This window comes from Psychroserpens algicola, assembly GCF_014526325.1.
Taxonomy (GTDB): domain Bacteria; phylum Bacteroidota; class Bacteroidia; order Flavobacteriales; family Flavobacteriaceae; genus Psychroserpens; species Psychroserpens algicola.
Map to the genome: position 1 here is coordinate 113042 of NZ_JACNMJ010000006.1, position 16688 is coordinate 129729.

The 16688-nt window shown below is 34.9% G+C and carries 13 protein-coding genes; 8 read left to right on the forward strand and 5 right to left on the reverse strand.

Annotation, left to right across the window (positions count from 1 at the left end; genetic code table 11):
• Positions 1–131 precede the first annotated feature (131 nt).
• On the forward strand, positions 132–6533 hold the full coding sequence (locus tag H7350_RS12940) for an alpha-2-macroglobulin family protein (RefSeq protein WP_235989346.1): 6402 nt from the start codon (positions 132–134) through the stop codon (positions 6531–6533).
• A 51-nt stretch (positions 6534–6584) separates the two neighbouring features.
• Here H7350_RS12940 and H7350_RS12945 read toward each other — a convergent pair whose 3' ends face one another.
• From H7350_RS12945 to H7350_RS12965, 5 genes are all read right to left on the reverse strand, one after another.
• Complete coding sequence (locus tag H7350_RS12945; RefSeq protein WP_235989347.1) at positions 6585–7133, reverse strand: mycothiol transferase; 549 nt, start codon at positions 7131–7133, stop codon at positions 6585–6587.
• Positions 7134–7220: 87 nt separating this feature from the next.
• On the reverse strand, positions 7221–7745 hold the full coding sequence (locus tag H7350_RS12950; protein ID WP_204346341.1) for a DUF4136 domain-containing protein: 525 nt from the start codon (positions 7743–7745) through the stop codon (positions 7221–7223).
• Between the two features lie 178 nt (positions 7746–7923).
• Positions 7924–8634, reverse strand: a complete 711-nt coding sequence (locus tag H7350_RS12955) for an ion transporter (protein ID WP_204346342.1) — start codon at positions 8632–8634, stop codon at positions 7924–7926.
• Between the two features lie 20 nt (positions 8635–8654).
• Positions 8655–9653 (reverse strand): GTPase ObgE, encoded by a 999-nt coding sequence (gene obgE, locus H7350_RS12960; protein ID WP_204346343.1) that lies wholly within the window; start codon positions 9651–9653, stop codon positions 8655–8657.
• A gap of 41 nt (positions 9654–9694) precedes the next feature.
• Positions 9695–10804 carry an adenylate kinase gene (locus H7350_RS12965; protein WP_204346344.1) on the reverse strand — a complete coding sequence of 370 codons (1110 nt, stop codon included), beginning with the start codon at positions 10802–10804 and terminating at the stop codon, positions 9695–9697.
• A 167-nt stretch (positions 10805–10971) separates the two neighbouring features.
• Here H7350_RS12965 and H7350_RS12970 point away from each other — a divergent pair, with 167 nt between their 5' ends.
• The 7 genes from H7350_RS12970 (at position 10972) to H7350_RS13000 (ending at position 16681) form a co-directional block, all read left to right on the forward strand.
• Complete coding sequence (locus H7350_RS12970) at positions 10972–12126, forward strand: 5-(carboxyamino)imidazole ribonucleotide synthase (RefSeq protein ID WP_204346345.1); 1155 nt, start codon at positions 10972–10974, stop codon at positions 12124–12126.
• Positions 12127–12204: 78 nt separating this feature from the next.
• Positions 12205–12684: a 5-(carboxyamino)imidazole ribonucleotide mutase gene (gene purE, locus H7350_RS12975; RefSeq protein ID WP_204346346.1), complete on the forward strand. Its 480-nt coding sequence runs from the start codon at positions 12205–12207 to the stop codon at positions 12682–12684.
• Between the two features lie 174 nt (positions 12685–12858).
• On the forward strand, positions 12859–14895 hold the full coding sequence (locus H7350_RS12980; protein ID WP_204346347.1) for a M3 family metallopeptidase: 2037 nt from the start codon (positions 12859–12861) through the stop codon (positions 14893–14895).
• Positions 14896–15005: 110 nt separating this feature from the next.
• On the forward strand, positions 15006–15509 hold the full coding sequence (locus tag H7350_RS12985) for a GbsR/MarR family transcriptional regulator (protein WP_204346480.1): 504 nt from the start codon (positions 15006–15008) through the stop codon (positions 15507–15509).
• 55 nt (positions 15510–15564) lie between these two features.
• Positions 15565–15843 carry a hypothetical protein gene (locus H7350_RS12990; RefSeq protein ID WP_204346348.1) on the forward strand — a complete coding sequence of 93 codons (279 nt, stop codon included), beginning with the start codon at positions 15565–15567 and terminating at the stop codon, positions 15841–15843.
• Positions 15844–15885: 42 nt separating this feature from the next.
• Positions 15886–16257, forward strand: a complete 372-nt coding sequence (locus H7350_RS12995) for a hypothetical protein (protein WP_204346349.1) — start codon at positions 15886–15888, stop codon at positions 16255–16257.
• 10 nt (positions 16258–16267) lie between these two features.
• A complete protein-coding gene (locus H7350_RS13000) occupies positions 16268–16681 on the forward strand; it encodes a hypothetical protein (RefSeq protein ID WP_204346350.1) in 414 nt (137 codons plus the stop codon).
• The last annotated feature ends 7 nt before the right edge of the window (positions 16682–16688 follow it).

The window sequence follows — 16688 nt, forward strand, 5'->3', positions numbered from 1 at the left end:
TTTGATTTTCAAGTAGCAAATATAACAGGTTTACAGTTAAAATTATTAACTTCCCTAAACCAAACGAAAGGATAACTCATTTGTTATTTTATTGTCTAAGTTATGGGATTAAATTTCCAAAAAAATAAAATATGAAACCATTTATAAGTCTATTAATGATATTTTGCTTTGCTCATTTTTCAAACGCTCAAACTCCTCAAGAGTATTCTGAGTTATGGAAACAAGTCAATGATTTTGAAAATCAAGGTTTGCCTAAATCTGCATTAAAAATTGTTGAATCAATTGCAGAAAAAGCAAAAACAAGTCAAAATACACCACAGGAAATTAAATCCTTATTGTTTAAAAGCAAATATGCGCTTATTCTTGAAGAAGAAGCTCAGTTTAGTGTCATTCAGGATTTTAAAGACGCTATTTCTAAGAGTAAAACACCTACAAAAAATGTACTTCAAAACATTTTAGCGACTTTATACTGGCAGTATTTTAATCAGAATAAATGGAAATTTTACAATCGTACTAAAACCAGTGAAAAAGTAGACACAAATGATTTTAGAACCTGGGACTTACAAACCTTATTCGATGAGGTACACACGCATTATGAGCAATCTTTAGCAAACGGATTAATTTTACAGCAAACAGATTTAAAAACCTATGATGCAATCTTAATAGAGCAAGTCGATTCTAAAATCTACAGACCTACGCTCTTTGATTTATTGTCACATAATGCCCTTCAATTTTATAAAACAGAAGAAAATAATATTACCAGACCTGCTTATAAATTTGAAATTGACAATTCCAATTTACTCAGTCCATCAAACAAGTTTGCCAATATAAAATTAGTTTCTAAAGATAGTTCCTCGTTACAATTACAAGCCTTAAAGATTTATCAAAACCTGATAAAATTCCACCTCAAAGACAATTCTCCCAAAGCACTTGTCGATGTCAATATTGAACGTTTAAACTATGTGTACGAGCATGCTGTTTTTGACAATAAAGAAGAACTTCTACTTAATGCTCTACAAGAAGAACGCAAAAAATGGCATACAGCGAAACTTGATGTTACTGCTTTGTACGACTTTGAGATTGCTAAGTTATTCCACCAGCAAGGTCAAAACTATCATAACAAAACCAATCCCAATAACCGTTGGAAACTCAAAGATGCTTTAGCAGTTTGTAATAGTGCTATCAATAGCTACCCAAAAAGTAAAGGTGCTGAAAAGTGTAGCATTCTTAAAACGCAAATTTTATCACAAACCTTACAAATCACTACCGAAGAACTGGTGCCAATAAACACCAATTCACTGGCTTTAATTAGCTATAAAAATACGGCTGCTATTGATTTTAAAATAGGTACAGTTTCCGAAGCTGATTTAAAAATACTCCGTACCTATAACCAGTCTTCAGATCAATTAAAGATTTTAAAGGGAATGAAGCCTATTGAGCGATGGACTTCCAATCTTAAGGATGAAAAAGACTATCAATTACATAATACAGAAATAGCCATTCCTAAACTTAAAAATGGGCGTTACGTCATTTTTGGTGAGGTTAAAAATGATAGTGACGCCTACGCTTTCAAAGAAATTCAAGTTACTGACATTGCCTATATTCAAAAAGAAAATGAAGGCAATATAACTTATCAGGTTGTCAACAGACAAAATGGAAAACCACTTAAAGGTGCAAATATTACGTTATCCTATGTCAAAAATTATCAAGGCAAAAGAATTACTGAAAACTATACGTCTAATGATTCAGGCGAATTTTTTGTATCTCAAGTGCGGTATAATCGTACTGATGCTAAGCTGATTATAAACATAAGTAATGACCAGGCGCAATATGATGACCTGTACTTAAACCGTTACTACAACTACGGAAATAACACTCCGAATTATCCGGTTTACAAAGCATTTTTATTTACAGATCGTAGTATTTATCGTCCAGGGCAACCTGTATATTTTAAAGGTATAGTGATGACAACTAAAAAGGATAAATCGGAAGTACTTTCAGATAAACCAGTTACAGTCACGCTGTACAATACCAATAATGAAAAAGTCAAGACACTTGAACTCAAAACAAATGATTTTGGATCTGTAGCCGGTGAGTTTATTTTACCTAACAATGGGCTAACTGGTCACTTTTCTATTCGGTTAAAGGGTTCCAATAATATCAATGCTTACCATTCCTTTTCGGTTGAAGAATATAAGCGACCTAAATTTGAGGCCACGTTTAACCCGGTTTCTGATACGTATAAAGTTAACGATACAGTTACTGTAAAGGGAAATGCACTTGCCTACGCAGGAAGTCATATTACTGATGCAAAAGTTGTGTATCGTGTACACCGAAAAGTGCAATATCCACGCTGGTATTACTGGTATAGACCTTACTTTAATACAGAACCTCAGGAAATTACCCATGGTGAAACGATTACAGATGCCGAAGGAAATTTTGAAGTCAATTTTAAAGCCATACCTGACACGAGTGTCGATAGATCTTCACTTCCAACATTTAACTATGAAATAAGCGCAGATATCACTGATATTAATGGAGAAACCCGAAGCGCTACCACTACTGTTTATGTAGGATATCATGCATTGACTGCTTCTATAGGTGTCGCTCCTACATTAGATAAAGATGAAAAAACTCATCAAATTACTATAGATACAAAAAATCTTAATGGCGAACCTGTTGATGCCAAAGGAACCATAAAAATTTATAAACTTAAAGCACCTAATACAGTATTAAGATCAAGACCTTGGGAAGCTCCAGATTATCAAGTCTTTTCTGAAACAGAGTTTAAAAGCTTATTTCCACATGAGGCTTATTCTGACGAGGACAAGAGTATCAACTGGGATAAAGGTGAAATGGTGTTTTCTAAAGACTTTGATACAGGAGAATCAAAAACAATAGCATTAGGAAAAATAAAACGCTGGACTTCTGGTAAATATGTAATACTATTAGAGACTAAAGATCGCTTTGGACAAGCTGTAAAAGATGAAATACAAACTACACTTTATAGTAGAACTGATGAACACTTGGCCGACAATGCCTTATTTAGTGCAACAACAAATAAAAATGAATACAAGTCGGGTGACACTGCTGAATTGACACTAGCCTCTTCAGCAACAGATTTGTATGTTACGGTTGAAATTGAAAAAGCTTCAAAAATTATAAGCAAGCAAATTGTCACTTTAAACAATAACAAAAAAACCATTCGAATTCCAGTAGAAACTAAAGACCTTGGTGGTTTTGTAGTGCATTACACTTATGCGTTTAAAAATACGTTTAAACACGGCAGCATGCCAATTGTTGTACCATATCCAAAAACCGATTTAGATATTGAAACAATGACGTTCAGAGATAAGTTACAACCTGGTACTGATGAGACTTGGCGCTTTAAAATTAAAGGTCCGCAAGGTGATAAAGTTTCTGCCGAACTCCTCGCAAGTATGTATGACGCTTCATTAGATCAATTTAAATCTCATGACTGGTATTTTACCCCAATACAGCAACCGCATTATTATTCAAGATATCGTTTGAATGCTGGCAAAAGCTTTAGGGTTAATAACTTTAGAGTTGAAAATCTAAATTATGGTCATAGAAATTATACGGTTCAGTATTATGATCAATTGGATTTTTTCGGACTTTATTTTAGCGATTATTACTACGGAAGACAGCAATACTTAAGGCAACAACAGGTGATTCCATCGACGTATACAAGTAAAAACTTTTCCAGTGTAAAAAAAGGCTATGTTGAAGGAATTATAACTGATAATCAAGGGTTAGCACTTCCTGGTGCCAATGTAGTAATTAAAGGTACTGAAACAGGAGTTGTCACAGATTTTGACGGAAAGTTTTCTTTAAAAGCTAAAAAAGGACAGGTTTTACATATAAGCTATCTAGGATTTTCAGATTTAGACATTAAAATCTCAGAAGATAATTACTTCACAATTACAATGAATGAGTCTGTCGAGTTAGAAGAAGTTGTAGTAGCTGCTTATGCCGTTTCAGAACCAAAAATGAAAAGGTCTGCTGCAGTAAGTTTGGCTTCTGAAGATGCTGAAATGGACATGGATGCTGCTGGGAATGCTGAATCCCTTGTAGCTGGTGGTTCAAATACTTCTGAATCTGAAGAATCCTCAAGTCAAGACATGACGCAAAAATTTAATGAAGTCGTCATTCGGAAAAACCTACAAGAAACAGCTTTCTTTTTTCCACAGTTATTAACCGATAGCGAAGGTCAGGTCAGTTTTAGTTTTACCACACCTGAAGCCTTAACAAAATGGAAATTACAATTATTAGCGCATACGAAGTCTTTAGAAAGTGCGACAACAACTCTAGAGACAGTAACACAAAAAGAGCTAATGGTTTTACCAAATGCACCTCGCTTTTTAAGAGAAGGTGACCAAATAACCATTAGTACAAAAATCGCAAACTTAACCGATAATTCTTTATCAGGTCAAGCGGTATTGATACTTTCTGATGCCATTTCGGGAGATGACATCACCGAACAGTTATTAGGACGACGTAACATGAATTACGATGCCATACAACACTTACAAGTAAAAGATTTTACTGTTGATGCTAAAGGAAATACTCAAGCATCCTGGACGCTAAACATTCCGTTTGATGTAGATGCTGTTCAATACAAAATCATTGCAAAATCTGGTAGTTACAGCGATGGCGAACAAAGTGCTTTACCTGTTTTAAGCAACAGAATGTTAGTTACTGAAACCTTACCAATGTGGATTAGAAGTAATGAAAGTAAAACTTTTAAACTTGATAAGTTAGCTTCCAACAACTCAACCACCTTAAAACATCATAAGCTTACATTAGAAATGACATCAAATCCAGCCTGGTATGCTGTACAAGCCTTACCATATTTGATGGAATACCCATACGAATGTAATGAACAAACTTTTAGCCGTTACTATGCCAATGCTTTGGCGAGCCATATAGCCAATACTAATCCTAGAATTCAGGAGGTATTTAATCAGTGGAGAAATACTGACGCATTATTAAGTAATCTGGAAAAGAATCAGGAACTAAAATCTATTTTAATTCAAGAAACACCTTGGTTACGTGATGCCCAAAGTGAAACCGAACAGAAAAAACGCATTGCATTATTGTTCGATTTAAACAAAATGAATAACGAATTAGAATCGGCTAAACGCAAACTCATCAATGGTCAAATGACAAATGGTGCCTGGCCTTGGTTTAATGGCGGACGACCTAACCGATACATCACACAACATATCATTACAGGTTTTGGTCATTTAAAGCAATTAAAGGTCAATACCAGTAATGAGGAAGCTTCAATGATTAAAAAAGCCATTCAGTATTTGGATGATGAATTTGTTCAGGAATACAAAAACATTAGAAAGTATAACGCTGATGCCGATTTATCATTAGATCACTTAAGTTATACGCAACTGCATTACCTGTACATGCGTAGCTTTTTTCCGCAGATCAACAAGTCGAAAGAAGTTCAAGAGATTACAGACTATTACCAAACACAAATTCAGAAATACTGGTTAAACCGCACATTATACGCCAAAGGATTAATGGCACTTGTATTAAATCGAATGGATGATAAATCTACCGCTGCAAAGCTATTAGAGTCCTTACGTGAAAACAGTATTACTTCTGAAGAGTTAGGCATGTACTGGAAAGAAAATACAAACTCATGGTACTGGTATCAGGCGCCAATCGAAACACAAGCCCTATTGATTGAGGCGTTTTCAGAAATCGAAAATGACATCACTACAGTCGATAATTTAAAAATATGGTTACTAAAACACAAACAAACCAATCGCTGGTCTACCACAAAAGCCACTACAGATGCAGTATATGCTTTACTACTTCAAGGTAGTGACTGGCTTAGCGTTACTGAGATGGTAGATATTGTTTTAGGCGGAAAACACATCGAGCCTTCTGCATTAGAAGATGTTAAAGTTGAAGCAGGTACTGGCTATTTTAAAACCTCCTGGAACACTGCTGAAATTAAGCCTGAAATGGCAACTGTAGAGCTCACAAAAAAAGGTAATGGGATTGCTTGGGGAGCTTTATACTGGCAATATTTTGAAGATTTAGATAAAATTACTTCTGCTGAAACACCACTGAAATTAAAAAAGAAACTCTTTAAAAAGACCAATACTGATACAGGTGAAGAGATGACTGAAATAACTACTGAAACTCAATTGAATGTTGGAGATTTAGTAAGAGTTCGCATCGAGCTACGAAGTGATAGAGCCATGGATTTTATTCATATGAAAGATATGCGTGCTGCTGGTTTAGAACCTGTAAACGTTTTATCCCGTTATAAATACCAAGACGGATTGGGTTATTATGAAAGCACCAAAGATGCATCTACCAATTTCTTTTTTGACCATTTACCAAAAGGCGTTTACGTATTTGAATATGACCTTAGAGTTAATAATGCTGGACATATGAGCAATGGGATTACAACTATTCAAAGTATGTATGCTCCTGAGTTTAGCAGCCATAGCGAAGGAACAAGAATTACTGTAGAATCTAAATAAATAGTTTACATACACTACAAAAAAGAGGCTTAAATTGTTAAGCCTCTTTTTTTAAATACGTTTTACTATAAGTGCCAATTGACCCATATGATTCGCCTGATGTTCCATCACATGAAACCAGGCCCAATGATGACTCATGTTTCCTATTTTTTCTTTAAACCATGCATCATCTTTAGTTTTTAAGAGTGCTTTTGTTTTTGCCCTTACGTCATCATAAATTTTTAAATAATACGATATAGGCTTGTCTTTAAATTCTTCACGCGCTTTTGCACCCAGATTTAAAGCTGTATTCCATTGTCTTTGTTCTTGTTTATTAAATCTACGACCTTCAAACGTATAGACCTGATAGTAGGCTTCGGTTGCTGCTAAATGATATATTATAGCGCCAGGAGTATTCGCATTTTCATCTAAAAGAAAATCGGTACCCTCTTGATCTAGATTCACAACTTGTCGTGTAACACGTGCTTTTAAATTATCTAACATTGAGATCATTTGTCCGACATCATCAGAATATCCTTTAGGAATTTCGATAACTGATTCTTGAGCAAAAATTGAGCTGCTAAACATAAATAATAGCATTACGAGTGATGTAACTTTCATGGTTGTTTTTTTAAAATTCATTTAAAATTAAAACAACAACTCACTCAAAGCCTTATGATTAACAAGACCTTAACGCTAAATATCGAGTTATTTTTGTTCTGGAGGAAAGCCTTCAAGCACTTTTTCTACAATGGCTTTAAATTGCGCTTCACGCTTTTCGGGAGTTGCATTTGGTTTATAATTAGACTCGGATATAGCTTGCCAGAAGAGTCCTGTTTTGTTTTCATCAACAAATTCGAAAACAATTTCCCGACCTAACTGACTTTGTCCGATGGGCAAACCTATTGAAATACCACCTCCTACATTTCTGCCAGTACCACCAACACCGACACCGACATTATTTTGGCGTTGCTGTTGAAACTCAACACTTTTGATATCGATAAAAAAATCTGGTGTATCAGATAAGGTATAACCTCTAGCTTCTAACCCTTCATCTAGAGCTCTAAATAATCGTTTGGTGTCTAAATCACTCAATCCAGATTTAATATCACCATAGTAATTATAGGTTTTATACGTTTCAAAATTTGTTGTCTTTTCATAGTCGTAATCTACTCGAATTGGTGCACATGATGTCACTATAAATAAGACGAGTAATAAAAAGGTATATCTCATTGCATTTTTATTTTAAAGATAAGAAAAAAATCATCCTACAAGGCCAACTTTAACTTTAGTGCTTGCATTAAGGATGGAGGTTTTGTTGGAGCTCTCCTAAGCTCTAGCTTGGGAAGCGACTACCGAGAGCCTGACCATGACCGAGTTTTTGACGAGCGGCATGGGAATGCCCTGAAGCTTATTCAGATTCCTTTTTATCGACAGATTTTGTTAAAGCCGATGAAATAATTCCTGTTGGAATCGCTACGATACCCAAACCAATCATGAGAATGAAAAAGGTAAACACTTTGCCGCCAACAGTTATAGGATAAACGTCACCATAACCCACTGTTGTTAGTGTGATAATTGCCCACCAGAGGCTATCGAAGATGGATGAAAAATGTTCGGGCTGGGCTTGATTTTCAAAATAATAAATACCTACGGCTGCGAAATAAATAAGAATTAATGTGATGAATATAAACAGTAGTATTTGTTCTTTAGCCGACTTAATAGCATTGAGAAACTCGTTCATTGCTTTGTTGTAACGCACTAGTTTTAAGATTCTAAACAAGCGCAAAAAGCGTAAGGCTCGTAAAGATCTTAAATCGACTCCAAAGGACAAATAAAATGGTAAAATAGCGAGGACATCTATGATTCCGAAAAAACTAAATATAAACTTGAGTTTGCTATTTGCTACGTAAATGCGCAGGAGGTATTCTATGGTAAAAACGATAACACAAAACAACTCTATAGATTGAAGAATCGTTCTGGTTTGTGGTTTTAAATCTGGAATCGTTTCTACCGAAAAGGTAATGATAGACACTAAAATTAATGCTTGAATAAAAAATGAAAAGTAGCGGCTTAACCGATTATCATTAATTTCTACAATGCTTTTAATGTATTGCTTCATAATAAATAAGGTTGACTTACCTAGTCATTGAGCATCTTCCAGAGTTTGTCTTTTAGTGCTGTGATACCCTGTTGTGCTACAGATGATATAAACATATATTGAATAGGCAGAGTGTCATCTAATTCTGCTTTTAATTCAGTTTTTAGCTCGTCGTCTAACATATCGCACTTAGAAATAGCAATCATACGTTCTTTATCCAGCATTTCTGGGTTGTAACGCTTAAGCTCATCTAATAGAATATCGTATTGCTTACGGATATCTTCGGCATCGGCAGGAATTAGAAACAGTAGTATGGAATTACGTTCGATATGACGTAAAAAATAATGCCCTAGACCTTTACCTTCTGCTGCACCTTCGATAATTCCAGGAATATCGGCCATGACAAAGGTTTGATAATCTCGATATTCAACAATTCCTAAATTAGGTTTGAGTGTTGTAAATTCGTAATCGGCAATTTTAGGTTTAGCCGCAGTAATTACAGATAATAATGTTGATTTTCCTGCATTTGGGAAGCCTACCAATCCTACATCTGCTAAGATTTTGAGTTCGATAGTGATATCTTTCTCTTGCAATTCTTCTCCCGGCTGGGCATAACGTGGTGTTTGATTTCGGGAATTTTTAAAATGCCAGTTTCCTAATCCGCCTCGACCACCTTGAACGACGATTTGTTCTTCACCATTTTCGGTAATTTCAAAAAGCACTTCATCAGTTTCAGTGTCTTTAACCACAGTTCCTAAAGGGACTTCTAAGTAAATATCTTCACCATCGGCTCCAGTACTTCGACTCTTACTTCCGTGTCCGCCATGACCAGCTCTGGCATGTCTTTTAAACTTGAGATGCAAGAGTGTCCACAGATTAGAATTTCCGCGGATAATAACATGTCCACCACGACCACCATCGCCACCATCTGGTCCACCTTTTTCAATAAATTTCTCGCGATGTAAGTGTGCAGAACCTTGTCCTCCTTTACCAGAAGACACATGCATTTTAACATAGTCAACGAAGTTACCCTCAGTCATAATCTTTGTTATCTAAATTCGTTTCCTTTTAAAGCTTTTTTTTACAATGTATCGATTACAGCGTTTAATCGCTTAGTGATATCGGCAATACTACCAACACCATCTACACCAAAGTATTTATCTTGTGCTGTGTAGTAATCTTTTAAAATTGCTGTCTTTTTGTAATATTCTGTAATTCGGTTTCTAATGACAGTTTCATTGGCATCATCTTTTCTGCCGCTTGTTTTACCACGCTCTAATAAACGTCCTACAAGCACTTCGTCATCAACCTCTAATGCAATCATGGCATTGATTTGAGAATCTTTACTATCCATGAGTTTATCTAATGCTTCAGCTTGTGCATGCGTTCGCGGAAATCCGTCAAAAATAAAACCGTTGGCATCAGCATTTTTTTCAACTTCAGCATTAAGCATATCGATTGTGACCTGATCTGGAACTAATTCGCCTTTATCCATGTAAGATTTGGCTAGCATACCCAAAGCTGTTTCGTTTTTGATATTAAATCTAAACACATCTCCTGTAGAAATATGTACCAGATTATAGGTTTCTTTTAGAAATTCGGCTTGAGTTCCTTTTCCTGCGCCTGGAGGTCCAAATAGCACTAAATTAGTCATGTATTGTGTTGTTTTTAATTGATATATAGCTGGTAAATCACGTCCTAGTCCGTTGTAATCTAATCCGTAACCTACAATAAATTTATTAGGAATTTCTTTACCAATATAATGGAGTTTATAATCTTTTTTATAGGCTTCAGGCTTATAAAACAAAGTTGCAATTTTAAGTTCGTCAACATTTTCGTTTTCAAAAATGCGATTTACTTCTTCTAAAGTATTACCTGAATCGATAATATCTTCTAAAATGACCACTTTTCTACCTGATAAATCCTGAGTTAATCCAATAAGGCGATGAATATCTTCAGATGACTTTAAACCTTCATAAGACGCCAGTTTGATAAACGTAACCTCACAAGGCTTTGGATATTTTTTTACAAAATCACTAACAAACATAAACGAACCATTTAAAATCCCTACAAATACAGGAACTTCATCTTGCATATCATTGGCGATATCATTTACCATACGTTCAACTATAGTGTCGACTTCATCTTCGGAAATGAATGGTTTAAAGTATAAATCGTGTAGTTTAATCACTTGATTTTGATTTTAAAAAAGCAAAGATAATCAATAGATTGGCGATTACCGATTTTTGAATTCCATTTTTGCTAATCCTTTATATTTATAATGTATTTTTGTGAAACGAAAACGATATTTTAAACCTATAAAAAGAGTTCCGTTTTCTCGGAAACAACCAAAAGTTGATGAACTATTTTTCTTCAGATTTTAAACTTGGTATTCTTGGTGGTGGTCAATTAGGCAAAATGATGTTGTACAGCACCAGAAAGTTTGATATTACCACACATGTTATGGATGCCAGTGACGAAGCACCATGCAAGATTGCCTGCAATCATTTTACCTTAGGAGATTTAATGGATTTTGATGCCGTTTATAATTTCGGTAAACATGTTGACCTTTTAACTTTCGAGATTGAAAACGTCAATGTTGATGCTCTTGAAAAACTAGAGAAAGAAGGTATTAAAGTGTATCCGTCGTCAAAGACCTTACGTACCATTCAAAATAAAGCAACACAAAAATTATTTTATAGAGATCATCGTATCCCGACCTCTGATTTTACACGTTTTGCCTACATTTCTGAAATTGAGGATGCTATCGAAAATGGCGGATTAGAATTCCCTTTTGTCTGGAAAGCCGCTCAATTTGGCTATGATGGCAATGGTGTCAAAATAGTAAGATCACTCTCCGACTTAGAAGGTCTGCCTAAAGGCGAATGTATTGCTGAAGATTTAGTTCCTTTTAAGAATGAGTTAGCAGTGATTGTTGCTAGAAATCAGCAAGGTGAAGTGAAAACTTATCCTGTGGTTGAAATGGAATTTCATCCAGAAGCCAACCAAGTTGAGTATGTCATTTGTCCGGCGAGAATAAGTAATCATGTCGCAGAGAAAGCAAGAACAGTTGCTATGAATGTATCTAAAGCTTTCAACCATGTTGGTTTGCTCGCTGTTGAAATGTTTCAAACTGAAAATGACGAAATTCTGGTTAATGAAGTTGCTCCGAGACCTCATAATTCTGGACATCAAACCATTGAAGCCAGTTACACCTCACAATTTGAGCAACATATTCGTGCCATATTAAATCTACCGCTTGGGAAAACTGATAGTAAAGTTGGTGGTATCATGGTAAATTTAGTAGGTGATGAAGCGCATACTGGACCTGTAGTTTATAAAAACATTGAAACCATTATGGAACTCGAAGGCGTTACACCACATATTTATGGAAAAAAACAAACCAGACCTTTTCGTAAAATGGGACATGTGACTATTGTAAATGAAGATATTAATGAAGCAAGACAAATTGCTGAAGTTGTAAAAAACACAATAAAAGTTATAAGTGAATAACATGACCTCGACTGCAGTTGAGAGGTGTTATTATTAATTAGGTTTTGATTATTCTGGACCTGACAAAAATTTAAGGTTATGCAAAAAGTAGCAGTAATTATGGGAAGCAAAAGTGATCTTCCTGTTATGCAAGATGCGATAGACATCTTAAAAGAATTTAATATAGCGGTTGAAGTCGATATTGTTTCAGCTCATAGAACTCCAGAAAAGTTATTTGATTTTAGTAAAAATGCCCATACCAGAGGTATCAATGTTATCATAGCTGGCGCTGGAGGAGCAGCGCATTTACCAGGCATGGTAGCCTCATTATCACCGTTACCTGTAATTGGAGTTCCTGTAAAAAGCAGCAACTCTATTGATGGATGGGATTCGGTCTTATCAATTCTTCAAATGCCTGGAGGTGTTCCAGTGGCAACTGTTGCGCTAAATGGTGCTAAAAATGCAGGAATTTTAGCGGCTCAGATTATTGGAGCAACTCAGCCTGATGTTCGTGAAACAATAATTAGGTATAAAGAGAGTTTAAAGGATAAAGTTACGGCATCTTCTAAAGACCTTTAGAAAAGTACACTGCAAAAAGAACCTCGCTTTTACACGAGGTTCAGAGCTATTAATCAATTCTTACTAAAATCTTACAAAAAAATAAGTTTTAATAATACTGCAAAATTAGTAATTAATTTAACATAACGTTCTTAACAATACGTTAATCGACATAAAAAATAACGCCTTTTCCATATGAGCATTTTAAACTCAAAATTTAACACACCTTTTCATACAGCACCATTTTCAAAAATTAAAAATGAAGACTATTTACCTGCATTTTTAAAAGCTATCGAACACGCACGAGCAGAAATTGATGCCATTACTTCTAACACTGAAACGCCTAGTTTTGAAAACACTATTGAAGCATTAGATTTTTCTGGAGAAGAACTGGATAGAATTTCCAGTATTTTCTTCAATTTAAATAGTGCGGAAACCAATGATGAGATTCAAAAAATTGCTCAAGAAGTTTCACCGTTACTATCAGAGTTTAGTAATGACATTACTTTAAATGAAGATTTATTTAAACGTGTCAAAGCTATTTATGATACCAGAGCTTCTTTAGATTTAACCGTCGAACAAAAAACCTTGCTCGATAAAAAATATAAAGGCTTTTCCAGAAATGGAGCTAACCTTTCCGAAGAAAAAAAGGCACGTCTCAGAGAGATTGATAAACAATTGAGCCAGTTGAAACTCAAATTTGGTGAAAATGTTTTAGCAGAAACGAATGCGTATGAAATGCATCTTACCAACGAGGCAGACCTTTCCGGATTGCCAGAAGGTGCTAAAGAAGCCGCACAACAATTAGCTGAATCAAAAGGAAAAGAAGGCTGGTTGATTACATTGGATTACCCGAGTTATATTCCGTTTATGACTTATGCTGATAATCGTGAGCTCAGAAAACAACTAGCTATTGCAGCAGGTGCAAAAGCCTTTAAAGGTGATGATTTAGACAATCAAGACAATGTCCTTCAAATTGCCCAATTACGTCACGAACGTGCCAATTTACTGGGTTATAAAACCCATGCGCATTTTGTACTGGAAGAACGTATGGCTAAAACACCTGAAACTGTTGAAAATTTCCTGAATGAACTTTTAGATAAAGCCAAACCAGCAGCAGTACGAGAATTTCAAAATTTAGAAGCTTTTGCAAAAGATATAGATGGGATTGATCATCTTGAAAAATGGGATGGCGCCTATTATTCAGAAAAACTAAAACAAAAATTATTCAGTTTAGATGACGAACAGCTTAAACCGTATTTTAAATTAGAACATGTTATTGATGGTGCCTTTACCATTGCTGAACGTTTATACGATTTGAAATTTGAAGCCATCGATACTATCGATAAATACCATGAGGATGTGTTAACTTATAAAGTGACAGACATAAAAGGAAATCTTGTCTCGATTTTCTATGCTGATTTTTTTCCAAGAGCAGGAAAACGAAATGGCGCCTGGATGACAGTTTACAAATCGCAATACATCAAAAACGGTGTTAATGACAGACCGCATATTTCAATAGTGTGTAACTTTACAAAGCCTACAAAAAGTAAACCTTCCCTCCTCACCTTTAATGAAGTCACCACCTTATTTCATGAGTTCGGACACGCTTTGCATGGCATGTTAGCCAATACAACTTATCCGAGTCTATCAGGAACAAGTGTATTTTGGGATTTTGTTGAATTACCTTCACAAGTCTTAGAAAACTGGTGTTATGAAAAGGAAGCGTTAGAGTTATTTGCTACACATTATGAAACTGGAGAAGTGATTCCTATGGAACTCATTGAAAAAATAAAAGCATCGGCAACCTTTCATGAAGGCATGCAAACCTTACGACAAATAAGTTTTGGCTTGTTGGATATGTCATGGCATGGACAAGATCCTTCTGGAATTACTTCGGTTAAATCTCATGAGTTAAACGCATTTTCAAAAACAAAACTCTATCCTGATGTCGCAGAAAATTGTATGAGCACTTCGTTTTCTCATATTTTTCAAGGTGGCTACAGTTCTGGATATTACAGTTATAAATGGGCTGAAGTTCTAGATGCAGATGCCTTTGAATATTTCCTAGAAAAAGGCGTATTTAATAAAGAAGTTGCCACTAAATTTAAAAATCATGTGCTCTCTCAAGGTGGTATTGAAGATCCTATGACCTTATACAAACGATTTAGAGGAAAAGAACCTAAACCAGACGCTTTACTGAAACGTGCTGGACTGATTGAAAAGGCTTAACAATTAAACCGAAGTGTAACAGCTTCGGTTATTTTTTAAAATAAACTTTCAATAATTATTGAAAGTTTAAAATATTTTATATATTTGTCATGTTAAACATAATTAACGCCATGAATTACGACGAAGCCAAAATAAAATTTGTTAGTACCTGGGGAAGCTTAGGTTCGCTTTGGGGCATTAATAAGGCTATGGCTCAAATTCAGGCTTTACTTTTTATTTCTACCAAACCTTTATCTATGGAAGATATCATGGAAGACCTAAAAATCTCTCGTGGTAATACAAGTATGAACCTACGTCAATTAATGGATTGGGGAATCGTCACTAAGGAAATTATTCCTGGTGAACGCAAAGAGTATTTCACAACAGAGAAAGATGTACAAGAATTGGCAAGAATTATCGCTAAAGAACGCAGTCGTAGAGAGATTCAACCCGTTATTAAAGTTTTAAAAGACGTTTCTTCTATTAAAGATGATGGCACAGAAAAAACAAAAGAACTCATAAAACAAACTAAAGCCTTACACGATTTAACTGAAACCGCAGATGATATGATTAATAAAATAGTAAACCAAAAACAAAACTGGATTACCAAGTCATTACTCAAACTCATCAAGTAAAAAAATTTAAACGAAATTTTCAATTTTTTCTGAAAGTTCTATAATACCATAAACTATGAAAACTGTATTTCAACTTTCAAAAGTCATTAATATTCTGGCGCTATGCTGTTTAGCTGGATTGGCTTACGGACTAATTTTTACCGGAATCCTTCAAGTTATCGCTGCGATTCTATTTGTTATCGCATTTCCGAAGGACAAATTAATTTACATCTATTTTGCAATAGTAGGTTTCTTTTTTCTGGTCTGGCAAGGAAACATTTTCGGATGGCAATTTATATTTCCGTTAGGTTTGATGATTTTTTTAACCTACACCATACACACTAAAAAAATTTAAATCTAACTTTCAATATTTTCTGAAAATTCAAAACAACAAGCAATGAACTACAACATCTTAACATATGGCATCTACCTTCCAATTATCGCATTGATTATGATAAAAGTAGGTTGGATGTTTTATACTCATGGCGAAGTATTTCTATTGCATCTATACAAACAAGACAATACCATTGTAAAGCCAATCAATAATCTATTACTCATTGGCTACTATCTCACAAATCTAGGTTATGCAATTATAACGCTGGCGTATTGGGATAAAGTTCATAACCTAACCGAAATGCTAAACACATTAAGTGAGCATCTAGGTAACATAATCATTGGCTTGGCGGTTTTACATTATAATAACGTGCTCTGTCTTAACTACCTAGTAAAATCAAAAAAAGTAAACCAATACATCAAATCAACACACTAAATATTACATCATGGAAAATTCAAAAATTATTATCGGTTATCTCATCTATTTACCTGTCGTGATCTTACTTACGATTTATGTCTCTAAAATGCTCTTTAAAAATGGTAAATACTTTATGTTAGACATCTTTAAAGGTCAAGAGGACATTGCATTAGCTACCAACAAACTCTTTGAGATTGGCTTTTACCTCATCAATATTGGTTGGGCTTTGCTTATCCTCAAGATTAGTTATTATAGTGCTTCGGAAATGAGCTTACAGACACTAATCGAGATCTTGAGTAAGAAAATTGGTGGTTTCTCTATTTACTTAGGCGTGATGTTATTCATCAACTTATTCTTCTTTTTTAGAGGGCGTCGTAAGTCTAGACAAGGCAACAAAAAAATAATAAAGACACCTGTTTATAATGTACACAACGAACAATAGACATTAA